Source organism: Legionella wadsworthii DSM 21896 = ATCC 33877 (genome assembly GCF_000701265.1).
Lineage (GTDB): Bacteria > Pseudomonadota > Gammaproteobacteria > Legionellales > Legionellaceae > Legionella > Legionella wadsworthii.
This window is the reverse complement of the sequence record NZ_KL370761.1, coordinates 107,545-132,101: the sequence shown is the minus strand read 5'-3', so window position 1 is coordinate 132,101 and position 24,557 is coordinate 107,545. Positions and strand designations below refer to the sequence as shown.

The following is a 24,557-nucleotide window of genomic DNA, read 5'->3' as shown; positions in this document are numbered from 1 at the left end:
TTCAAGGTTAAGGTTGCATTATAAACGAAAAATACTAATTTTGTAATCTATGGTTAAAATATAGTCATCCGCAATCCTTGTTTGACTCATCTTATTCATTTTAAATTCACACGTACTCTGCCGCTTCTAGAGACAATAAACTCTTTGTTTTAGTATCTCTTACGGCTTTGTTTTTGAATAAGGGATAATTTCTTAATGTGTTTACCGTTTGATAGATTTGTTCGTCACTATGGAGACAATTCACGAACAAACGGACCCTCGCTAAGTTTTTTTCGACTGCTGGATATATGATAGGTAACGCTAAAATATGATTGTCTTTTAAATAATGGCTAAGTTTTACCGCTAAAGAGTCTTCTCCAACTACAATGGGAATAATTGGTGTATTTTTGCTAAGACCAGTTGGTATGTTTTGCTCCATGAGTAATGACAATAATAAAGTATGTCTGTCTTGAAGTTGACTGATTCGTTCAGGTTCTTCTTTCATCACCTGAATTGCAGCCAATGCAGCAGCGGTATTCGCAGGAGAAATTCCCGCAGAATATACAAAGCCTGCCGCCATATACTTAAGATTTTCAATTAATTCGTGAGTCCCGGCTATGTAACCGCCACAACTGGCAAATGCTTTACTGAGTGTTCCCATCCAAATGTCAACATCCTCAGCATCGAGGTTATAATATTCCCTGATCCCTTTACCTGTTTTCCCTAATACACCGATTGAATGTGCTTCATCGATCATCAAAAAAGTATTAAATTGTTTTTTTAGAGAGATGAGTTTGGGAACATCAGCAATATCACCATCCATGCTGAAAATTCCCTCTGTTACTAATAAAACCTTTCTATATTGATCCCTATATTTTTCGAGAAATTGAGTCAGAAATAAATAATCATTATGTGGGAAGGAAATGCGTTCTGCTCCAGAAAAAAGGGCGGCTTGCAGAATACTGTTATGTGCAAGACTATCATGAATAATCAGATCATTTTTTCCAAACAAATGAGTAATTGCGGTAATATTCGTAGCATATCCTGAAGGGAATACAAGACTATCTTCTGTGCCTATTAAATCAGCAATAGCTTTTTCTAACTCAACGTGGAGCAATTTTTCCCCTGAAACGAGTCTACTTGCGGAAACTGATGTACCCCATTTTTTTACAGAGTCAATTACTGCTTCTGTAACTTTTTCGTTTCCCGATAAACCTAAATAATTATAACCTGAATAATTAATATAGGGTGTGCCATCGATGACCGTGGTATTGTTGGATATACCTTCATTTACATTAAAAAAAACTCTTTTCAAATTTTTTATTAGTTCCTGATCTAAGTCCAGATTAGGATTTTGGGACAAGCTTCTTAATCCAAATGTGACAGGGGGGGCAATCAGTTTTATTGGTTCACTTTTTTCTATCCGCGCTTTTTCGGCTAACTGTAGGGTTGTCGCAGCAGATTTGTCCCAAGCTATTTTTTCGTTTGATAAATTTTCAGCTAAAAAAGTAACAAGCTGATTTAAACTATATTGTTCAAACAAAGGCAGTAACTCAAATTGCTTGCCAAGTTTAGCTTGCAACTCATTGGCTAATTCAACTGCCGCAATTGAATTGATGCCTAAAGAAGTAATCGATTTGTCATAATCGTGCTCAGATAATGGCATATTGATACGGCGTATTAACCATTCGGTGATCCATTTTTTTATTTCCTCAAATGAAGAAATTGTATTGGATTCTGGGTGAGCGTTTTTATGCCAGGAAGCAATACTTTGCAAGGTATTATCCCTGTAAGCCCTGCGGGCTAGAGAGCGTTGAATTTTCCCACTGGATGTCTTGGGTAATGTATAAGGCTTCACTAAAACAATGGCGTAGGTAATCAAACCAAATTGAGATAATAAAAGTGCATTGATTTTAGTAAAGAGGAAGTTATAATCCGCATGCCTCATAAAATTACGTTTTAACTCTAAAAGAATGACAAGCTCTTGTTTGTTATTTTCTTCGATACTAAATGCCGCGGCACCTTGAGTTTCCAACTCTTTATGGTTTTGAAGAACAATTAACTCTATATCTTGTGGGTAATAGTTTTTACCTCGAATAATAATTAAGTCTTTAATACGACCAGTAATATACAGGTCTCCCTGGCTAATAAAACCAAGATCTCCTGTTCTTAAATAGGTAACTCCCGGGGTGTTTGGGAGTGTATTTTTAAAAGTAGCTTCTGTGAGTTCTTTTTGATTCCAATATCCTGATGCAATACTTGGTCCGCTTGCCCAAATTTCTCCTATGGATGTTTCTGGTAACTCTTCGTGTGTGTTAGGGTCTACGATGCGTATTGAATGTTCTGGTGGGCAGCGACCGCAATTTACGATTCTGATTAAAGCATGGTGATGAGAAGGTTTTTGTGAAATGGATATTTTTCCTGATTCAAAATCCGATTTAATCACTTCTACTGAATGGTTTGAATCCTTAATTTGCTTTGCTGTTAACATGAGCGTCGCTTCAGCAAGACCATAACAGGAGTATATTGCTTGCTGGGAGAGTCCTGCAGCAGAGAATTTATCAATAAATTGCTGTATCGATTCAAATTGAATCGGTTCAGATCCATTGTAAATACATTCTAGAGTACTTAAATCTAAATGCTTAATTCGAGCATCTGTAATTTTGCTGACACAATAATCAAAAGCAAAATTGGGAACACAGGTTATTGTGATGCGTTCTTGTGTCACCACCTCTAGCCAGCGAACAGGAGAATTTAAAAAATAAGCGGGCGCCATTAAGATTAATTCTACCTTTTTGTATAAAGGAGTTAAAATACATCCTATCAAGCCCATATCATGATAGGGTGGGAGCCACGAGCACACTTTATGGCTTTCCCTACCATCATACGGAGATACATTCACTATTGCTTTGATATTAGAAATAAGGTTGAGGTGGTTGATGAGTACTCCTTTTGGCACGCTTGTAGAGCCAGAGGTATACTGCAAAAAGGCTACCTTATCTTGCTCTATAGAATAGTGTTGGTATAGATGTGCCTTGTCTTCATTTAATGTATCTATATTGATTATCGAATAATCCGTGAATTCACCCGCTAAGGATTGATTTGTAATAATAAACTTTGATTTCGAATCATCCAAAATTGAAAAAACCCTCTCTTTATGCTGGTTTTTTCTAGGAGGATACACAGGAACAGCAATAACCCCTGTGTAAAGGCATGCAAAAAAAGCCACAATATAATCCAGACAAGGTGGCAAAAGAATCACCGCTCGTTCATCTGAAATAAAATCATATTCCTGTATTATTTGAGCCAATGACCGTATTTTCGTATCAAGTTCTTTATATGTCAGTGTTTCGTAACCTTTTTGGGTTAAGAATTTAATTGCAATAGAGTCAGGATATCGCGTGGCGTGATCTTTTATCGTGTCTACGATTGAAATAAAGTCTTGCATTAATTGTTATCCATTTTTAAAAAATTCTTTTCATAAATTCGGTAAGATTTATAATGAGTGGCATTAACTAATCTAAGTCCTGCTTGCATCGCATGATTGCTTTCTAATATCCATGAGCATTCCGCCCCAAAAAACTGTGATTCGGGTGTTATTCTTTTAAAATATTCGTAGTATAAGATGGCACCAATTGGGAGATGTTTGTATTTTTTCAACACACCCAGTAAAGGAATGCGGAATTGATTGATTGACTTGGACACTTTGATTTGCCAAATTAATTTTAATAGCTTTAACGACAATAATTTACCATTACGATTATTTAATAATAATTGGTTGATATCAGGGACACCCACTGAAAAACCACAAGGCTCTCCAGCGATTTCTGCTATATAAATTAAATTAGGATCAAGAATGGATTTCAAATCGGATATTAAATAATCAAATTCTTTGAAATCTAAGGGTAAATATCCCCAATTATCCTGCCAAGCATCATTATAGATTTTTGAGATTAATTCTAACTCTTTGGCAAAATGCTTTTTATTCGCCAGTCTTATATGAATGTCATATTTTTTTTGGAGTGTTTTTAGTGTTTGAATTTTTCTAGGTTCAATCTTGGCTTGTTGAACATTAATATTCCAAGCTTGAAGATCTTGTATTTTGTTGTAACCCTGGTTTTCTATTAACGAAATATAATATTCAGGATTTTGCGGCATCATAAAATAGGGTTTTGTATCAAAGGCAGAAATTTGTAATCCACACTCGTAGTTAATGGAGGGATTCATGGGGCCTCGAATTTTGCTAATCTTCTGGTTCAAAGACCATTCCTCTATTGTATTAAACAGAGCTGTTGTTATTTCATGATTGTTTTCAGATTCAAAAAACCCCCAAAATGCTACATTTTCGTTATAAAAATGATTGTGGGTTTTATTAATAATACAAGCGATTCTCCCCACTGGTTTATTGTGTCGATAAGCAATCCACAAAGACATATCCGCATTTTGATGAAATGGATTTTTTTTATGTAAAATGTGTTTTGTTATAACTTTAAGAGGCGGTACCCAATTTTTGTTATTTTTATGTAATAAAAAAGGAACATTTAAAAAATCACGAAAATGTTTGGATTTTTCGCAATGTATGACATCCAATGCCATGAAATCTCCATATTTAATTAATCCAATAGTAGCTTTTGTTTACAAAGTAGATCTAGAAAGAATAAATGATAATGAATTTCGTTTCAATGAAAACTGCCAATGATATCGAGGAAATTAATATTATTTTATTATTCTTTCCCTTCGTTGGTAAGTGAACAATTTTGATTTCAAGTAAGCATAAGTGGACAAAGCATTACCTTGTAGCACTTCAGAAAAAAAGAGCGGATTTTCTATCAAAAATCGGTTGGTTTTATATAAAGATTTTTCCGGATTATAATAACCAGGCCAAGTAGTTGTTGCACCTAAATATCCGGAATATTTTACGGTTTCAACCACCGCGGCATCATATCCCCCATAAGGATAACAGAAGGTTTCAATGTCTCTCCCCAGTTCATCTTCCAAATATTTTTTAGAATCGGTTATTTCATAACTCAGTCTTTTAGGATCAATTTGGTGTAGCTTGGGATGAGAAAAACTATGTGAGCCTATTTCCATCCCATAGTTCAGCAATTCTTTTCGGTGCTTGGTTTGCATGCTTTTATAAGCAATCGTATATCCTTTTTTCGGCGTATTACTCCATTTCCGGTTTCGTGGATTGACCCAGCGTGTCAGTTCATCAAATCCAGGCACGACGAAGAATGTTGCGACAAAACCATACTGGTGTAGCAAAGGCAATGCATTTTCATAATTGTCCAACAAACCATCATCAAAGGTGAGCACCGCATTTTTTTTGGCGGGATCATAATTTTTTTTGTATAAATCTGCCAGAGTAATGGTTGTAAAGGAATGTGCTTTCAAGGCATCCAAATGTGCTTTAAATTGCTGCAAAGGTAAGGTTTCAGGTCCAGTTCCCCCGATAGAATGATAATAAAAAATGGGAATTCTTTTCTTAATCATGATGCACTACCTTTGAAATAAATATTCAAAGACTCGATTAAAATTACTCTTGTCTTTATTTTCATGCATGCATAAGCCCATTGATCGCTTATTTCCAAGGATAAGACTTTGCCATCCAGCCAATGAGGGAATGAGAACACGTCGTATCTTGTTCTTTTGCAAGTGTCCACTAAACCAGACATCATCTTCAAAGAATGCTTCAGGTAAATGAGTGGGGTAATTAAAAATTTCTTTGGAAAAGAATTTTGGTTTAACCAGCACACCATTATATCCTAAAAGAACATCCACCAAGGCCATTTTCTTTGTGGATGTATACTCACAACGCATGGCACCATGCATGACTGTTCCTGCTATCCCCAACGCTGCACCGGGATCAAATTGCTCATATTTTAATAGATCACGAATGAAATGAATTGGATAGATTCTATCGTCATCAACAATAATAATTTTCGTATCTTGACCCGCAAATAATTCTAAACTAGGCAGTAATTTCGAAGCCGGACCATAATCATGATCTATAAATTCCACCTGAACACTTGGATAATTTTGAAAGAAATGAGGAAGTCTTGAGATGGATTCATTTCTGAAACGTTTAAAATGTTTGGGTATCCACAACAGAATTTTTTCAGGTTGTTGGGATTGCATCGCAAGGGAATTTAAAGTAGGCCATATTTTATGAATTCTTTTCGGCGTGGTAGTCAAAGAAATGATCACATTTTTTTGAATACAGTTATTTCCTCTCTGGGGTGTTTTTTTAAAATGACATCTTAAAAAATGATAATAATTGGCAAGTCCTAAAATCAACTTCAATCTTCCTTTTTAATGTGCCTTTGAGTGTAATTTCCATAAGGCCCCTACATGAACCTATTTTTTATGTAAAGGAATAGAAAACAATAAAGTATAGTAAACAGATAAAGTCTGTTTCGCAATATGCTCCCATTGAAATTTATTGAGGATGGGGTGGGCTTTCGTACCCATTCGAATGCGAATTTCTTTGTCTTCTACAAGCTGGATTATTCGTTCTATCATCTCCTGAAGTGATGAAACCAGGAAGCCGGTTTCTCCCGAAGAAATAATATCCGAAATTCCATTATTGGCGTAAGCGATAACTGGAACCTTATGATAAATCGCCTCCAGTATCACCATGCCAAATGCTTCATGAGGTGAAGTAAGAACGAAGATGTCTGTTTTTTGTAATAATTGAAATACTGAACTGCGTGATAGATTTCCTGTAAAAATGAGATACTCGTCAATGCCTAATACACTCGCCATTTTTTGAAGTTTTTTATTTTGAGGACCATCACCTACGATAAAAAATTTAAGATGTTTCTTTTTTTTGATTAGTTCATGAGCCATTAATATGAAATCAGCAACTTTTTTCTTACTGGATAAGCGAGAGACTGTGGTGATGATGAGTTCATCGGATTTTTCTCCCTCCACTAAGGGACAAACTTCTATGGACTGAGATGGAGTAGGGGAAACAGTATCAAATCCATTGGGAATATAGTATGTCATTGCATTTTTCTTTAATGATTTCATATTTTCAACGATGGCATTGCTGACGCAGATGACATGATTTACCAGCATGGCAAAGCCTTTAATTAAACGTTTGTCTAAATCCCTATATAATGAGTGGCTCGTTAAAAGATGTGCTTTATTCATTTTTTTAGCCAGTAAAATGGCTTGTACTGCCAAAATAGATCCCAGGCTGTGGGCGTGGATGATGTCAAATTGTTGAAAAAAATGATTATGCTGTCTGGATAAGCCAGAAAGCGCAACACCCATTTCTGTGTAGGATAAGCGTGTAATCTGTAACTTGCCTCTTTGCTCTTCATTCGGGCAATGTTTTCTTTTACGTGTGATGATATGAACCTGATGACCAAGTTCTGCTAAATATCTTCCTAAAGCATCAACACAATACTCTACGCCTCCTATTTGAGGATAATAATTATCAGTGATTAATGCTATTTTTAGTAATGGAGATTGCATTTGTTTCACATTATTCGTGGTTTCTGATCATGATTTATTCGTATAAAATGAACTAAATAAATTCATCCCTTTTTGATACAACAAACAGATTCCTTAGTTCATTTTCTCAAAAAAATTAGACTTTGGAATATTATCCTGAAGCAATAATATTTCCACCTAAAGCCTTATAAAGATTAATTTGTGTTATTTGAATTCTTACTCTATTTTGCAAGTAGGCAAACTCAATGCGGTTCAACTCTTCCTCGGCCCGAAGAACAGTACTGAAGTCTGTAGATGATTTGTGATAAGCATCGCGAGCTAACTTCAAGACCAGGTGTTTTTGCTCAACAGCCCGCTTTAGATGATGGAAGCTGTTTTTATAATTTTGTAAATATTCAAATTGAGTTTCAACCTCATGTAGTGCACGCATAACAGCAATTTGATATTGCACAACAGCAATAATTTTTTCACGCTTTCGTAATTCAATCGAATTAAATAACCCTACATTGAATAGAGGTGCTGTGAAAGTTCCATAGAAGGTGGATTCCGGATTTTGCACCGTGAAAAGATTACGTGCCGTCAGAATACTGCCCGCTATGGTTTGTGTTTGCCACCCTAATAACCAACCAATAGTAATTTGTGGCAACAGATTAGACATTGCGACACGAATATTTGCATGTGCAGCCGCTACTCGTCTTTCTGCCGCTCTAATGTCGGGTCTCCTGCGTAAAAGTTCTGCTGGAACGCCTAAATGAATCGTTCTTGTGATTTGGGGAACGGGTTTAGGCGGTAGTAATTTTGGGGCTAAGACTCCGGGATTATTTCCGGTTAATAGCTCAATTTTGTGCAGTAGGGTAGTAATGACTGCTTTGTTTTGCTCTAACTCCGCAGCTTGCGTTTCAATCAATCCATCTTGTTGGGACATATCCAATTGGTTGGAATAACCTGCTTTATAACGGGATTTTATGAAATCCAGTGTTGTTTTATTACTTAAAATATTGTGGGCCAACAAATTATTTCTTGCTTGTGCTTCACGTAATTCTAAATAAGATGAAGCAATTTCTGAGTAGAGATTGATTAAAGCAAATTCAAGATCTGCTTGTTCGGCTTGTACATTTGCTTTAGCCATTTGTTTGAGTTGCCGATTTTTTCCAAAAATATCTGGGTCTACATTTCCAGTCAAGGCAATAAGCTGATTGATGTCAAATCCTGTGCCTGTGGGAGGAGAAGCGCCAAGTCCTGCATGTGGAATTAATTGAGCGACTGCAACAGCATATTGGGCTCTTGCAATATTAACCCTTGCTTGTGCCATTTTTAAATCTAAATTATATACTGCATTTTGTTCAATGAGCTCATTTAATAATGGATCCTGAAAATTACGCCACCAAGCCTCATCTTTTTTTACATGTTGTGAAGTTAGTTTATGATTCCAGGTTGAAGGTACAGAAACAGTGGGTGGCACGTATTTGGGACCCATAGCACATCCATTTAGAACTAAAGCAATCAATGTCAGAATCGAGGTATATTTCATGGGCTAATCATGCTTTTTTAACGGCAATATGGGCATCAAATTGTCTGCCTGCTGTAATGTTAGGATAATCGCTTCGGTTAAAAAAATACAAAGCCTCTTGTACCCGCGCATTAAGACGCTCATTTGTGATAATGTAGCGGTCCAATTCGATAAAAGTTAAAGGAATATTCAGATCCTCACCCGCTAAATATACCGAGGCCTCAGGGGAAAATTTCTTTGAATCCCGTTCCTCTATGGAAACTCGAACGAGGACTTTTTGAGCATCGCCAAGAAGCACTACCTGGCTTCCTGCGCCGATGTATTCATCAACATGAGCATTAATTTGCAGAACGATCCCATCTTTAGGCGCTGTGACCATAAATTGTTTGAGTGCCAATTCTGCATTATTAAGGTTCGCCTGAGCCGATTCCAATTCCTGCTTTAATTGCTCCATTTTAATGGCCCCCATTTTTATTTCATAGGCTTTCTCCCTCAAATCCGCTTGGTTAATTGCACGTTTATCAATGCTCCTTAAGCGTTTCAGTTGTGCTTCAGCATGTTTTAAATTAATTTTCTGAAGATTATAGTTATTCTCTGATTGTTTTAGAGCGATTTGGCTTACTGTTACATTATATTGTCCTACAGTGTCATCCAAAGAGAATAAAACCTCGCCTTTTTTTATCATCTGTCCTACTGAAACATTAACATTTTTGATTATTCCACTTTGAATTGTGGATACATGGGTCATGTCATTCCCAGCATCAATAATGGCAGGAGCAATAATTTCATCTTTGGAATCGATTATTTGTGACGATTGAATTTGATGTATGGCCATTCTATGTTGCCACAAAAATGGAAAGCTAAAGCCAGCCACGACAATGGTTGTAAAACTAATAATAAGGATTTTTCTATTCATACTGTTTCCTTTCGATAAGTGACTTGGTAGTCATTTAATCCTTTAAATTCAAGAATCTTATCGGCATGCGATGTGATGCGATAATCATGGGTTGAAATTAAAAAAGTGCATCCGTACATTTTTGCATATTCTTGTATTAGCGCAAAAACCAAATCACTACTATCCCGGTCTAAATTACTGGTTGGCTCATCACAGAGAATTAAACGCGGTGCGCGAATTAATGCACGCCCCATGGCAATTCTTTGTTTCTGACCTCCAGATAGTGTATCTAGTTTGGAATGAATGTGGATTTCGAGCCCTAAACGAATCATCAGTTGTTTTGCCTTTTTAAAAGCTATTTCAGGTAATACCCCATCAATTAACAAAGGCAATGCTAAATTTTCAAGAGCAGACAAGGCTGGAAATAAATGAAGATGTTGGAAAAGAAAACTAATATAGGTCGCACGAAATGAAACTTTTTTTTTCGCGGACATATTATAAATGTCGGTTCCGCAAACGGTGCAAGTTCCCTGATCCGGGGCAAGGACGCCTCCTGCTATCATGAGCAAGGTTGTTTTCCCGCATCCAGATGCGCCCATCAACATACCTATTTCACCCGAGTTTAGAACCAGTGAAAAATTATCTAAAACCGACAGAGAGGTCGTACCTGTTTGATAAGTTTTAGTAATTCCAGAACAATGTAAAACCGGGGCATCGCTTATGTCCATTAATTTGAGTCCCTGCATAATTCAACGGTATCCAAACGCAAGACCTTTAAGATAGCAAAATAGGAAGAAAAAACAACGACTATGATTGATCCTATTGCGCCTAATAGAATGATTTGCCAAGTCAAATGAAATGCAACTGTCGAATCGTGAAAAACTATTCCAAAAAGGGCTGTGAGCATGAGTCCCAGAAAATATCCCAACCCCCCAGTGATAGCAGCCTGAAACAGAACCATCGCAATTAATGAGACACTGGAAACCCCGAGCATTTTCAACATGCCGAATTGATGCAGATGGGTTAAAACAAAATTGGTAAAAATTTGCCACATCATCACAAGGCCAATGATAAAACCGACTATTGCTACCGCAATAAATGCAATCACGATAGGGGTTTTTTCTCTAAAAAACTTATTTGCGCGATCAATAAACTGGGAAGGCGTGACTGGAAGAAACCCAGTGGCTTTACGTATTTCATAGGCCACTTGATAGAGATTGGCTGAAGGTTTTACTTTTACCAATATAAAAGAAGGTTTATGCACTACATCAGGTATATGATTGCTGGTCATATAGCCTTTAGGCTCATACATGTATGTGCGCAGAGGTTTGGCAATACCCGTTATTTCCCATTTATTTCGGCCTTCAACCATTTTGTCGCCGAGTTGAATTGTTTTTCTATCGGGCGTTTCGAACTGTTTTAAGGCATATCCATCAATGATAATGGAATTGGCGCGATGAATCGAAGAGCGGGCACCGGCAACCATGGTTTCAGGTAATCCAAATAGAGTTTCAGGATCAACCCCAATTATTTCCCAAGTGTTCATTTTATTTGTTTCAGGATGAATCATTGTATACCAGGTTCGATACAGTTGTTTTGCCCAAAGTACACCGGGAATACTACGAATTCGATAGATATCAATAGAATTAAAATGTACCGGATCAGCAAAAGAATAAGAACTATCGCCCATAATCCATAAATCAACCCCGTTAATCGCTCTAATTGGGGCCACAATACGATCAGTCACACCCTGATAAATAGCTGGCTGTTGCATGATAATAAAAGCAGAGAAAGTAGCGCCGATGATCATGCCAATAAACTTTCGTTTGCTGTTTACAAGCATCTTAAAAGCAACAAAAAACAAATTAATGTTTTTAATATCAAAAAATGAGCGAGCTATCTTAGGAATCATTCTTTTTAAATGCTCTCTGGTTTGCTGGACATATGTTCATCCCGAACAATCAAAACACCTTTCTAGTTTAAACTTAGGATTTGGATATAACAAGCTAGAGCATGAATTAAATTACTAATATTATATATTTATTATATACAGAAACTTACATATATTTTTTCATAGAAAACTTACATTGATATGGTGTTTTTAAATATAATATTGTTATATAGTTGTTACGTTTGGAGGTAGGTTTTTAAGGAAGAAAATGGATAATTCGTTATCAAAAAATCATCCCGCACAAATGTTTTTGATGTTATGGCGTTATCATGATTTAATTTTTCAATTGGTCAAACGAGATATCTTAATGAGATATCGTGGTTCCTTTGCTGGATTACTATGGTTGATCCTTGCACCCTTATTAATGCTGGGTCTGTACACGCTTGTGTTTGGTGTTTTCATGCGAGTCCAATGGCCTGGTGTAACTAATAATCTCATGTATTCACTGCTGATCTATGTGGGATTAATTATTTTAAATTTTTTCTCTGAATGCGTAAGTCGATCCCCTTCGATGATTGTAAGTAATACAAATTTAGTTAAAAAGGTGGTGTTTCCAGTAGAAGTTTACCCTTGGGTGGTCATAGGAACTGCACTGTTTCACGCCATAATTAATACTTTGATTCTGATTTTATTCAGTTTCTTTATATTAGGTAAAATTTATGCCACCATTATATTTCTCCCTCTTTTGTTTATACCCTTAATTCTGTTCACTTTAGGAATGAGTTGGTTTCTTTGTTCTGCTGGCGTTTATATAAGAGACATTGCTCACATGATGGCTTTTGTACTTCAAATAGTCATGTATCTTTCACCAGTCTTCTATTCAATAACTATGTTACCCCAAATTTTTCAAAACATTTTATGGTTTAATCCATTAACTTTCATAATAGAACATGCAAGAAGTCTTGTAATATTTGGAAAATTACCTTCTTGGTCGCCTGTTGCTGTTTTTTTTATTATTAGTTTTTGTGTCGCGTACTTAGGATTTTTAGGATTTCAGAAAACTAAGGATGGATTTGCAGATGTCCTCTAATATTGCTATTAAAGTAGATCAAGTAAGTAAATGCTACCGAATTTATAATAAACCCCACGAGCGTTTGCTACAAATGATTCATCGCGGACGTAAGCAATTCGGTAGAGAATTCTGGGCGCTGCAAGATATTTCTTTTGAAGTAAAAAAGGGAGAGACAGTTGGTATAATTGGACGTAATGGTAGTGGAAAATCAACTCTCTTACAGATCATTTGTGGTATTTTAAATCCAACTTCAGGGGATGTATCAACTAATGGTCGTATTGCTGCTCTATTAGAATTAGGTTCAGGTTTTAACCCTGAATTCACCGGGCGTGAAAACGTATACCTTAATGCTACCGTCCTGGGTTTAAGTCGAGAAGAGATAGATTCAAGATATAAAGACATCGTTTCTTTCGCAGATATTGGTAATTTCATTGATCAACCTGTTAAAACTTATTCAAGCGGCATGTTCGTGCGATTGGCGTTTTCTGTGGCTGTATACACTAATCCAAGTGTATTAATTATCGATGAAGCTTTAAGCGTGGGGGATATTGCATTTCAAAATAAGTGTATTGAAAAGATTAAAGAATTAAAAAATAGAGGATCCAGTATTCTTTTTGTATCCCATGATCTGAGCACAATGCAATTTATCTGCGATAAGGTTCTATGGATTAAAAATGGGGTAGTAATATCAATTGGCCATCCTGTAGAAATATGTCAACAATATTCTTTAGAGGCTCTCCCAGGAAATGAGAAAAAAAATACTCCTCTTGTAAAAGCGCTTCCTCCACAATATGAAACTGGAAAAGCTCATTTTACTTCTTTACGAATACTAAATGAAACTGGAATAGAAACCCGTTTGTTCTACGTAGGAGATATTTTAACATTTGAATTTGCATTAAAAGCTGAATCTTATATTGATGCAATTGTTTTTGCTATAAGTATATATCGAATGGATGGCGATTGGTTCATAGGTCAAACCAGCCGAGAGAAGGAGGTTTTTTGGACTAATGTAGAAAAAGATCAAATTCTTCTAGGCGCTGTAACATTCCCAGAACTTTGCCTAGCTCCAGGCGAGTATCAGGTAGCATTTGGAGCCTATAGTACCGATCATCAGATATGTTATGCCATAACAGAATTGTGCCTCCCTTTTTCTGTCAAAGCTTTTTACCAAACTTGGGGTAAATTTATACATCCTTGTCATTGGTATCCACTTAAATCAGAAAAGGAATTAGTCAAATGAACTCAATAAAAACTGCTTTAGCTGGGTTAGTTCGACAAAATGAGCCAGGTGCATCTATAGATCACCCGCACTATATTTCTTTATCACTAATAGAAGATTGGTTAAAAAACGTGGCTTTCCATGAGGCTTACGGAGTTATGCTAGATTATGGTTGTGGCGGGCAACCTTATAAAAATCTTTTTTTACCAAAGCTCACTAAATATATTGGTGCAGATGTTTCTTCTTCTTCTGAAATAGAATTGGATCTCGAAATAGAGCCTGGAGAACAACTTCCTCTTAGTGATCAAAGCATTGACACCCTATTGTCTACGCAAACGTTAGAACATGTACCTGATGTTAACTTTTATCTTGGCGAATGTCGTAGGGTGGTAAAAATAGGAGGCACAATGCTTATTACTGTACCTATGCAATGGAGACATCATGAAATTCCATTCGATTATTTTCGATTTACAAAATATGGTTTAACTAACTTACTTGAGAAAAATGGATTTGTAATGAAGACAATTCACCCCTGTGGCGGAGTATATGCTTTAATTGGGCAAATATTCTTGAGTCATTTGCATGAGCGAGGCATTAAAAAGAGATGGTTAAATAAATGCATTAACAAACTTGCCTTTTTTTTAGATAAAAAGGTAAAAGATACAGAGGATACATTAAATTGGATGTGTGTTGCTGAGAGAAAATTTTAATAAAGGAGTATTTAGGTAGATGGAATGTCCAATATGCTTTTTATCCAACACACAATTTTTATGTAATTCAAATTCTTATAAAGTTTGGCTATGTTTATCGTGTGATTCAGATTTTGTATGGCCCATGCCCAGCAATGAAATAATAAATAGCTTTTATGATCAAGAGGAATATTTTTCGGGAAAAGTTATTGGTGGCTATGAAGATTACGATTTAGATACTGAACCTGTAATACCTTTATTCCATGAATTAATAAACAAATTTCCAATTTCAAAGAATACTTCCATTTTGGATATTGGCTGTGCGTACGGCACTCAGCTATCTATAGCGGCAGAAAAGGGTTTAAGTTGTTGGGGAATAGAAAAATCTGCTCATGCGCGAAAAATAGCAAACGATAGGCATGGAGAGAAAATTAAAATCTTTTCTGATGTTAGTGAATTACCTTCGTTAGAATTTAATTTAATCACAATGTTCGATGTAATTGAACATTTATCCAATCCTTATGAACTTTTTTTTAATTTATTTGATAAAGGATGCATTGGAAAAAATACTACCATAGTTATAACCACCCCGAATGCGCGATCAACAGAAGCCATAATAAATCCTGCTACGTGGAAATACCGATATCCACCAGCACATTTAGTTTATTATTCTGCAAAATCCTTAAAATTATTTTTTAGTAGCCTTGGGTGCGATTCCTTGGATGTCAATGGAATTTATCCTTACGAAGAAAATTTCATTTTAAATGCCAAATCTGAGGACGGTTTGAATGCTAAGCTGTCTGGTTTCGCTGGGTTAACTTGTTCAGCACGAAACTTTCATATCTTACCTAATATTAAAAACTCGAATTTTTTTGAAATCAGATCAAAGTTGCAAAGTATAAACTTATTAAATAAAGAAGAAGAGATTCATACTCGAAACCATATTTATTTTTATTTAAAACACGAAATAAACGAATTATCAGAAGCTCAAGATACTCTAAAACTTCATGTAAAAAATCTTTTAGATAATGAAAATAATTTAAAACAACATGTGAGTAATCTTTTAGAGAATGAAAATAATTTAAAACAACATGTGAGTAATCTTTTGGAGAATGAAAATAATTTAAAACAGCATGTGAGTAATCTTTTAGAGAATGAAAATAATTTAAAACAGCATGTGAGTAATCTTTTAGAGAATGAAAATAATCAAAAACAACATATAAGTAATCTATTAGAAAATGAAAATAATCTAAAAATTCATATAAGTAATCTTTTAGAAATTCAAAATAATTTAAAAAATGAGATCGAGCAACTGTCAGACAATAATAAAAACCTGCATTTTCAAATGAAGAATTTATTAAAAAATGAATTTCGTTTAAAAAAGCAGGTAAATCTTTTACTAGAGAATAAAAAAATGTTGCGTTCACGTATAAATAGTATAAGAACATCCAAGTGGTTTAAAATAAGAAAGAGCATTAAAAAAGAACAAACTAAGGTGATTAAGTACATAAATATTGGGTATAAGATATTCGGGTTTATTACAAATAAAATAAAATTTAAATTGAATAATAAAATAGAAAAAACAGATCATAAGGAAATGTTGCTGTCCACATCGAATACCGATAAATTATCTTTAAAACCACTAATATTACATATAATACCGAATTTCTTTCTTGGAGGATCATCTAGGTTAGTTACAGACCTAGTCGAAAATCTCGGAGAAAAATACCAACATAAAGTAATCACATCCCAAAGCCTAGAAGATTCTCCCTACCCAGGAGTAGATGTAACAATTCTTTCAAATCCTAGTTCAGATGAAGCAACTTACATTTTAACTCAATATAATCCAGAGTTGATTCATATCCATTATTGGGGAAGTTGTGATTATTGGTGGTATGATATTTTTTTCCAAGCAATTAAAAAGCTAGATTATCCAGCAATAGAGAATATTAATACACCAATCGAACCTTATTGTGCTAATTTTATAAAGCGTTATATTTACGTTAGTAATTATGTGCAAGAGCAATTTGGATCACAAGGTTCAGATCACATAACCATTTACCCAGGAAGTAATTTTGATTTGTTTATCAGAAAAGAAGAGTTTATTGCACCTAAAAATTGCATTGGAATGGTATATCGTCTAGAAACGGATAAGTTGAATGAGCAATCTATAGATCCTTTCATTAAAGTAGCTCAAAGGAAACGCGAAACGAAAGTAATTATTGTGGGAGGCGGAACATATCTTGATCTATACATCAATAAAGTAAAAGAGGCTCAAGTTGAAGAAAATTTTGAATTTACTGGTTATGTGGATTACACATCTTTGCCAGAACTATATTCCCGGATGGACTTATTTGTTGCCCCCGTTTGGAAAGAAAGCTTTGGACAAGTAAGCCCATTTGCAATGAACATGGGAATTCCAGTAGTTGGATATAATGTAGGTGGAATAGCTGAAATTTTAAATAATCATTCTGTTTTAGCCCCCCCTGGCGATTCAGAAAAACTGTCCGAAATAATTATTAACTTATTGAATGATCCTCAAGAATGTGCCGCCATTGGCAAAGAAAATCAAAAGCGCGCTCAAGAATTATTTTCCCTCGAATCCATGATAGGTGCATATAGGGAAGTTTATTCAGAATTAATTGGATAGAAAATGAAAATAGTTTTTTTTGTACACTGTTTTTTTCCAAATCATTTTTATGGTACGGAAACTTATACTCTAGAGTTGGCTAAAAATTATAAAATTATGGGTTTCGACGTGCATGTAGTATCTGGTATTTTTACAGGAGAAGCGGCTGCACCAGAGACAATCTCTCACTATACATTTCAAGATATACCTGTCACTATAATTGATAAAAATAAATTACCAAATTCTCGAGTAAAAGATACTTATTATCAGGTTGAAATGCGTCCCATTTTGGAGCAGGTTTTAAAAACTATAAAACCAGATATAGTACATGTAACCCATTTAATTAATCATACCGCTGCTCTATTGGAGGTAACTTCGGAGCTTGGGATTCCAACTTTTGCAACGTTCACAGATTTTTATGGTTTTTGTTTTAATAACAAGCTCGAAGCTTCAAATGGTAGTTTGTGCTCCGGTCCCTCACGGAGCCGCAATAATTGCATTGCATGTTACATAAAGGACGCGAATTACATAGAGAGTGATAATAAATTATTACAATGGCTGATAAAAAAGGGACAATTTCCTCGTGCAGCTCAATTATCAAATTTACTAAGAAAACATCCAAACCTACGTCATGGTTCATTTGATGGGTTAATTGAGGATCTAATACGTCGGCCTGATACGCTGTTGTCCTTGTATTCGACCTATAAAACTGTAATTGCTCCCACCCAATTTTTATATAGTGCCTACAAAAATAATGGTTTTTTAAATCCAATGCAAAAAATCTCATTTGGAGTAGATATAAACCGCAATTCTAAATCAGAAAAAGAAAAAGATACAAAACCTATTTTTGGTTATATTGGCCAAATAGCCCCTCACAAAGGAGTCGATATATTAATTAATGCATTTTGCAGGTTGCCCAGGGGGAGTGCTGAACTTCGAATCTATGGCCCAAAAGATCAGGACGCGGAATATATGGAGACGTTGTTTACTAAAGCGAAAGGACACAACATTCATTTTCTGGGTGTATTTGAAAAAAATAAAATGGAGGAAATTTTTAATCACTTGGATTTGTGCATTATCCCTTCTCGTTGGTATGAAAATAGTCCTTTAGTACTTTTAAACTCGCTCGCCACTCATACTCCTGTCGTTGTTTCCGATGTTGCAGGAATGACAGAATTTGTTGATGTAGGAACTAATGGATATGTCTTTGAACGGGGTAGTGTTGATGATTTAGAAAGAGTATTAAAAAAAATTATCAAGAATAAAGATAATTTAAAAGAGCTGTCACTAAAAACCAATTATTTTAACACAACAAAAGCTATGGCAGAAAAAACGATTGAGGTTTATGATGCAATTTTATGAAAAAATTAATTATTTCATATCATATTATCAAAATTTATAAATGAATTTTTCTGAAATTGCATAATTATATTGGAAAGGTTAATGTATTAAATACCATTTAAATAAGAATTCACAACAATGTAACGTCAACTTACTACAGATTTTTATTTGGTGTAAAAATCCATTAAAAGCTAGCTGACGAAAATCCATATTTAAATAATAGGGAAGTAGTACACGTATGATGTATTGAATTGTATAAGGATGTAAATGAGGAAAAAGATTAAGAAAGCAGTTATAAATTTTTCAAATTTCATGACAGCTCCAAAAAAAACGTTTCATCAAAAAAATGATTTTTTACCGGAAGAGTATCCGTGCGATTTTGATGAAGATTATTATTTAAAAATATATCCTCATATTGCAGTTGCTAAAATAGATCCTTATTTTCATTTTATAAATTATGGTAAAGCGGAAGGTAGGAGAGCAAGTCCTTATAATTTACATAAAAAGGTAGCCCCATTTTGCAATACAAGGGAAACAATTCTATTAGTTAGCCATGATGCATCTAGAACAGGAGCTCCAATTTTAGCTCTTAATATCGCACGAGAGTTAAAGAAAAAGTTCAACTTAGTTATCTTACTATTAAACGGCGGAGCACTTACTCCATTTTTTGAACAACTGAGTAATGCAATTATAAGTATTGATAATTCAATACTCTCTGATGCTATTTTCATCGATAATTTAGTAAATAACCTTATTGAAAAATATCCTATTAATTTTTCTATTGTAAATTCAATAGAATCATTCTGGGTATTGAAACCGTTAGCAAAGAGATTTATACCTAATGTGTTGCTTATTCATGAGTTCTCAGCATATACGCGACCTTATTATAAATTTTCAGAGGCCTTTCATTGGGCTGGAACAATAGTTTTTCCTGCTAAAATTGTCCAAGAGAATGCAATTAATGATTTGTCAAAGAATGTGATCCCATTAACATACGTTTTATCACAAGGTAAGTCTCATTTGCCTCTAGATAACGATTCGTTAAAACAGTGTAGTAAAGTGAAAGAATGGATTAAATTAATTAGTAAATATAGGAATGCATCAAAAACTTTTCTAATTTTAGGCGCTGGTGCAATACATTATCGTAAAGGAGTCGATTTATTTATAGCAACAGCAGCTGAGCTTAAGCGCAGTTATCCTGAATTTAATATTAAAATGATATGGGTGGGTGCCGGTTTTGATTTAGAAGGCGATGTTTCCTACTCATGTTATCTGGCGGAACAAATTGAACGATCTAACCTTGGTGATTCTTTTGAATTAATTGATGAACTATCCGATTTAGTTCCCTTATATCAACAAATAGATCTATTCTATTTATCTTCTCGTTTGGATCCATTACCGAATGTAGCTATTGATGTAATGATGTTGGGTAAGCCAGTTATTTGTTTTGATAAAGGAACAGGAATAGCTGAAATTTTGGCGCTAGATACCATAACTTCAGAATGTATTGTTTCTCATTTAAGCATTATAGAATCAACGCAAAAAATTATAAAATTTTATCAATCACCAGAATATTATTCCTTAGTTTCTTCGAAAATTAGAACATTAGCGCGAAAATATTTTAATATGGAGAATTATATATCATGTCTACTGAGTTTTTTGGGACGCCAAAAAAAATGCGCTCATCAAGAAGAACTGGATTGTCTTATTTTAGAATCATCCATTGATTTCAAAGAAGATTTTTTTGGAAATCCAAATTTCGAGAGGCGAGAGGCGATCCGCAAATATATAAGATCCTGGCATAGTAAGGTCAATTTATTAAGAAAACCGGCTCCTGGTTTTAATCCAAATATTTATGCTATTTATCATGGTTGTCGTAATGAATATGCGGAACCATTTGCTGATTATCTTTATTCTGAAAAACCAGAAGGGCCTTGGCAGGAAAAAATAATCTCGCCCAATAGTAATTTAGTACCTAATGATAAAGAACTACGATGTGCCCTTTATATTCCAGTTTTTTCTCTAAATTTTTTACATGAAATTTTAACTCGAATTCAAGAAAAAAAATCGTTTTTCAATGTTTATATTTCTACGAATAAATCATTATATAAAAAAATATTAAATGAATTATCCAATTTTAAACATATAAATTATAAATTAAAAATTTCATCAACAGAATCCGGCCCATTATTGAATGAATTCCAAACTGAGTTACAAAAATATGATGTTATGGGATATTTTTATATAAAAAAAAGTATTGAAACAAATATGTCATACCGCAAAATCTTTCTTTTCCATGTAGAAAATTTACTAGGCGGTCAGTATCAAATGATCGATTTCATTTTAAACGAGTTTAAAAACAATCCAAAACTTGGCTTAGTATTTGCCGATGACCCTAATTTATTAGATTGGGGAGATTGCAGCGCATTTGCAGAGGAAATAGCTCGACAATTGAAATTATCTAATTTGCCAGAGCATCATTTTAGTTTTCCTTCAGGAAATATATTTTGGGCGAGACCGGAAGCAATTAAACCACTGTTTGAAAAAAAATTTTATTTGGATTGGGAAACCCCTAAGGAGGCTTCTGTTTTGAATGCAATAGAAAGGTTAATTCCTTTCATTACTGCAAATCAGGGGTTTTCAAAAATGGTTACTCATATACCTGGACTAACACTTTAAAGTTAAAATTATAATGAAAATATCAAATCTAAATATTTTAGTTTTAGGCGGTAATGGGTTCATAGGCTCACACTTAGTAGATACCCTTGTCGAGCAAGGATGCTTTGTTAAAGTTTTTGACCGGTCGAATACAAATATCCAATCTAAGAACTATCAATTTATTAAAGGTGATTTTTTAAATGATACAGAGATAGCCGAAGCAATGCAGGGATGTGATATTTGTTTTCATCTAGTTTCTACGGTCTTGCCCAAGACTTCTAATTTAGATCCTCTATTCGATGTAGAAACTAATCTATTAGGAACAATTAGGTTATTAAAACATGCTGTAAATTTTGGAATTAAAAAGGTTATTTTCCTCTCATCAGGGGGTACAGTGTATGGAACTCCAATGCAGCTTCCCATTAATGAAAACCATGCAACAAATCCAATTTGTTCTTACGGTATAATAAAGCTTGCTATCGAAAAATATCTAAGTCTGTTTCACCAAATTTACAATTTGGAGTATTCCATTTTAAGGTTATCGAACCCATTTGGAGAAAAGCAGTCGATCAATTCAGCACAAGGAGCCGTAGCCGTTTTTTTAGGTAAAGCTTTGCGAAGAGAACCAATAGAAATTTGGGGTAATGGGTCCGTAATAAGAGATTACATACATATTTCTGATGTTGTTCTTGCTATGATCCAATCCATTTTTTATAAAGGAGAAGAACATATTTTTAATATAGGTTCAGGACAAGGGATTAGTTTAAATGAAGTCCTTCAGGAAATAGAAGTGGTTGTTGGATATGAATTAGAACGGAAATATACAGAAGGAAGAACCTTCGATGTGCCAGTAAGTATTCTTTCAATAGAGAGGGCAATGAAGGAATTAAATTGGAAACCTCGAGTCAAATTTTCTGAGGGATTAGAACGCATGATGAATTGGATTAAGAATTTACAACCATGTTGATATAACATCTTGTATAAAGATTATAAAACTAGGTCTATTTGCCATGAGTAAATCGGTTTTAGTAATTTTCTTAAGAGTTTATTGAATAAGCAATTGAAATATTCATCATAGGGAATTGAATTGTGTATCCTTCAAATAAAATTCATTCTGTATACAGGGCAGATATAGATGGTTTGCGTGCTGTTGCTGTTTTATGGGTAGTTGCGTTTCATGCATTTCCAGAAATATTCAAAGGTGGTTTTATTGGAGTAGATGTTTTTTTTGTAATATCAGGTTATTTAATTACTTCTATTATTTTTGAAAATCTTGATAGAGGGAGTTTCAGCTTTAAAGAATTTTATATAAGACGTATAAAACGTATATTTCCTGCATTAATTGTCGTCTTAGTTTCTTGTCTTATTTTTGGTTGGTTTGCATTATTACCAGATGAATACAAACAACTGGGGAAGCATATAGTTGGTAGTACCGGTTTCGTTCAAAATATAATTTTATGGGGTGAAGCAGGATACTTTGATAATTCAGCAGAAACAAAGCCATTGCTTCATATTTGGAGTTTAGGTGTAGAAGAGCAGTTTTATTTTGTTTGGCCCTTATTGATTTGGTTTGCATGGAAACAAAAGTTTAACTTGTTCTTAGTTACATTATGTTTAGCTCTTATATCATTTATTCTTAACGTTAGAGGGATAAATGATGATTTTGTTGTTTCCTTTTATTCCCCCCAAACACGATTTTGGGAATTGCTATCAGGTGGGTTACTTGCCTTGATTAATCGCTATAAGAGAGATAAATACCAAAAATTTGAAATAAAAATTGATACAGTTTTGTCACAAATTTTATATAGAGCTCATTTAAATGAGAAAGGAACATTTTTTATCAATTTTCTATCTATTTTTGGTTCTTTTATTTTAATTTATGGTTTTTGTGTCATTAGTAAAGATTCAAGTTTTCCTGGAAAATGGGCAGTTATCCCAGTTTTAGGTACAGTCCTTATTATTTATGCTGGGTCTAATTCATGGATTAATAGAGTAGTTTTATCCAACAATCTTTTAATATGGTTTGGATTAATTAGTTTCCCTTTATACTTATGGCATTGGCCAATCCTATCGTTCCTGAGAATTATTGAAAGTCAAACTCCAAGTTGGATTATTCGAATAGCTGCTGTAATTCTTTCTATTCTTCTTTCATGGATTACCTACAAACTAATTGAATGTCCCATACGATTTGGAGAGCGTGGTAGAGGTAAAGTGATAATTCTATTGCTCATAATGATCCTTATTGGATTTTTTGGATATCAAGATTATATAAGAGAAGGATTTGGATCTAGATTTTCTAACCTTGTGAAGGAACAGAGTCACAATCGAGACACTTTAAATCTTGCCTATGAAGAAGCTCTTAAAAACTGTAAAAAAATCTTTCCTCAATGGCAAACCATAACTGATAATCCCTGCTTACTGCAAAAAGAGGCACATAATTCAATTGCAATTATTGGTGACTCTCATGCAGGACAACTTTTTCCTGGTATGAGTAAATACCTTGATTACAAAAGCAGCAGTGTTGCAGTATTTTCTGCAAGCTGTGCAGCACCTCTACTGGGTGTTTCTTCAGGCATAAATTTAGCGAATACTTCAATTTTAAAAATACGTAAAGATGCATATAAACTGATTGATACTGCCTATAATTATATACTTAATGATCAGGAAATTAAGACAGTTATCCTGGCACATAATCCCACATGTTCGTATAATGATGCAGTAGACGTAGCAAATCCAGAAGATAAAGATTATCGTCATGTTCTAAGAGAGGGCATGAAAAGAACTTTTTCAAAGCTCATTAAATCTGGAAAAAAAATTCTTGTTCTGTTTGATAATCCTTCTATTAATTTTGATCCCAAGAAATGTCAGTGGCGTCCGTTAAGAATAACCAAAAACGACATCTGCTCTTTTTCTAGAAAGAGTTTTGACGACAATCCAGCATATGATAGTTATCGCTCTTTAGTTAAAGAAATTTTGAAAGATTTTCCACAAGTTAAAACATTCGATCTTTCTGAGTTACTCTGCGATAAAAAGAAATGTTATATAATAAAAAATAATCAAGTTATTTATGATGACTCAAATCATCTTAATAGCTATGGTTCAGAGTTTATAGCGCCTTATTTAATAATGGCTATGAACAAAATCTAAGAAATTTCAAAAAGAAAATGTTTTTAATTAATTATTTATTTATTAAATAAATTTCTTTTTACCCAA

Annotated in this window: 17 protein-coding genes; 8 read left to right on the top strand and 9 right to left on the bottom strand. The window is 34.3% G+C overall.

Annotation, left to right across the window (positions count from 1 at the left end; all coding sequences use genetic code 11):
• Positions 1-106: 106 nt before the first annotated feature.
• The 9 genes from BU07_RS17080 to BU07_RS0114955 form a co-directional block, all read right to left on the bottom strand.
• Entirely contained in the window at positions 107-3,427 is a 3,321-nt protein-coding gene (locus BU07_RS17080) for an aminotransferase class I/II-fold pyridoxal phosphate-dependent enzyme (RefSeq protein WP_051635620.1), read from the bottom strand.
• Positions 3,427-4,575 (bottom strand): hypothetical protein, encoded by a 1,149-nt coding sequence (locus BU07_RS0114990; RefSeq protein WP_051635619.1) that lies wholly within the window; start codon positions 4,573-4,575, stop codon positions 3,427-3,429. Before BU07_RS0114990 ends, BU07_RS17080 begins: the two co-directional genes overlap by 1 nt.
• Positions 4,576-4,695: 120 nt before the next feature.
• Positions 4,696-5,472 carry a polysaccharide deacetylase family protein gene (locus BU07_RS0114985; RefSeq protein WP_051635618.1) on the bottom strand — a complete coding sequence of 259 codons (777 nt, stop codon included), beginning with the start codon at positions 5,470-5,472 and terminating at the stop codon, positions 4,696-4,698.
• 6 nt (positions 5,473-5,478) lie between these two features.
• Positions 5,479-6,276, bottom strand: coding sequence for a hypothetical protein (locus BU07_RS0114980; RefSeq protein WP_031567448.1), 798 nt, complete (start codon positions 6,274-6,276; stop codon positions 5,479-5,481).
• Positions 6,277-6,336: 60 nt separating this feature from the next.
• Positions 6,337-7,461 carry a glycosyltransferase family 4 protein gene (locus BU07_RS0114975; protein ID WP_031567446.1) on the bottom strand — a complete coding sequence of 375 codons (1,125 nt, stop codon included), beginning with the start codon at positions 7,459-7,461 and terminating at the stop codon, positions 6,337-6,339.
• Between the two features lie 130 nt (positions 7,462-7,591).
• The gene (locus tag BU07_RS0114970) at positions 7,592-8,971 is read right to left on the bottom strand and encodes an efflux transporter outer membrane subunit (protein WP_031567444.1); all 1,380 of its coding nucleotides are present in this window, start codon (positions 8,969-8,971) and stop codon (positions 7,592-7,594) included.
• Positions 8,972-8,978: 7 nt separating this feature from the next.
• A complete protein-coding gene (locus BU07_RS0114965; protein WP_031567442.1) occupies positions 8,979-9,866 on the bottom strand; it encodes an efflux RND transporter periplasmic adaptor subunit in 888 nt (295 codons plus the stop codon).
• Positions 9,863-10,573: an ABC transporter ATP-binding protein gene (locus tag BU07_RS0114960; RefSeq protein ID WP_035899206.1), complete on the bottom strand. Its 711-nt coding sequence runs from the start codon at positions 10,571-10,573 to the stop codon at positions 9,863-9,865. The genes BU07_RS0114965 and BU07_RS0114960 overlap by 4 nt, the downstream gene beginning before the upstream one ends.
• Positions 10,573-11,757, bottom strand: a complete 1,185-nt coding sequence (locus BU07_RS0114955; RefSeq protein ID WP_031567438.1) for an ABC transporter permease — start codon at positions 11,755-11,757, stop codon at positions 10,573-10,575. Before BU07_RS0114955 ends, BU07_RS0114960 begins: the two co-directional genes overlap by 1 nt.
• Before the next feature lie 247 nt (positions 11,758-12,004).
• Between BU07_RS0114955 and BU07_RS0114950 the strand changes: the two genes are divergently transcribed.
• The 8 genes from BU07_RS0114950 to BU07_RS0114915 all read left to right on the top strand — a co-directional run bounded on the left by BU07_RS0114950 (position 12,005) and on the right by BU07_RS0114915 (position 24,491).
• Positions 12,005-12,826, top strand: coding sequence for an ABC transporter permease (locus tag BU07_RS0114950; protein ID WP_084157919.1), 822 nt, complete (start codon positions 12,005-12,007; stop codon positions 12,824-12,826).
• Positions 12,816-14,048: an ABC transporter ATP-binding protein gene (locus tag BU07_RS17075; RefSeq protein ID WP_051635616.1), complete on the top strand. Its 1,233-nt coding sequence runs from the start codon at positions 12,816-12,818 to the stop codon at positions 14,046-14,048. Before BU07_RS0114950 ends, BU07_RS17075 begins: the two co-directional genes overlap by 11 nt.
• Positions 14,045-14,737 (top strand): class I SAM-dependent methyltransferase, encoded by a 693-nt coding sequence (locus tag BU07_RS17070; protein WP_051635615.1) that lies wholly within the window; start codon positions 14,045-14,047, stop codon positions 14,735-14,737. The genes BU07_RS17075 and BU07_RS17070 overlap by 4 nt, the downstream gene beginning before the upstream one ends.
• Positions 14,738-14,861: 124 nt before the next feature.
• Positions 14,862-17,366: a glycosyltransferase gene (locus tag BU07_RS0114935; protein ID WP_162173983.1), complete on the top strand. Its 2,505-nt coding sequence runs from the start codon at positions 14,862-14,864 to the stop codon at positions 17,364-17,366.
• 3 nt (positions 17,367-17,369) lie between these two features.
• A complete protein-coding gene (locus BU07_RS0114930; protein ID WP_031567429.1) occupies positions 17,370-18,707 on the top strand; it encodes a glycosyltransferase family 4 protein in 1,338 nt (445 codons plus the stop codon).
• 246 nt (positions 18,708-18,953) lie between these two features.
• Positions 18,954-21,365 carry a rhamnan synthesis F family protein gene (locus BU07_RS0114925; RefSeq protein ID WP_031567427.1) on the top strand — a complete coding sequence of 804 codons (2,412 nt, stop codon included), beginning with the start codon at positions 18,954-18,956 and terminating at the stop codon, positions 21,363-21,365.
• A 13-nt stretch (positions 21,366-21,378) separates the two neighbouring features.
• Positions 21,379-22,311 (top strand): NAD-dependent epimerase/dehydratase family protein, encoded by a 933-nt coding sequence (locus BU07_RS0114920; RefSeq protein ID WP_031567425.1) that lies wholly within the window; start codon positions 21,379-21,381, stop codon positions 22,309-22,311.
• Positions 22,312-22,433: 122 nt separating this feature from the next.
• Positions 22,434-24,491 carry an acyltransferase family protein gene (locus tag BU07_RS0114915; RefSeq protein WP_162173982.1) on the top strand — a complete coding sequence of 686 codons (2,058 nt, stop codon included), beginning with the start codon at positions 22,434-22,436 and terminating at the stop codon, positions 24,489-24,491.
• Positions 24,492-24,557: the final 66 nt, after the last annotated feature.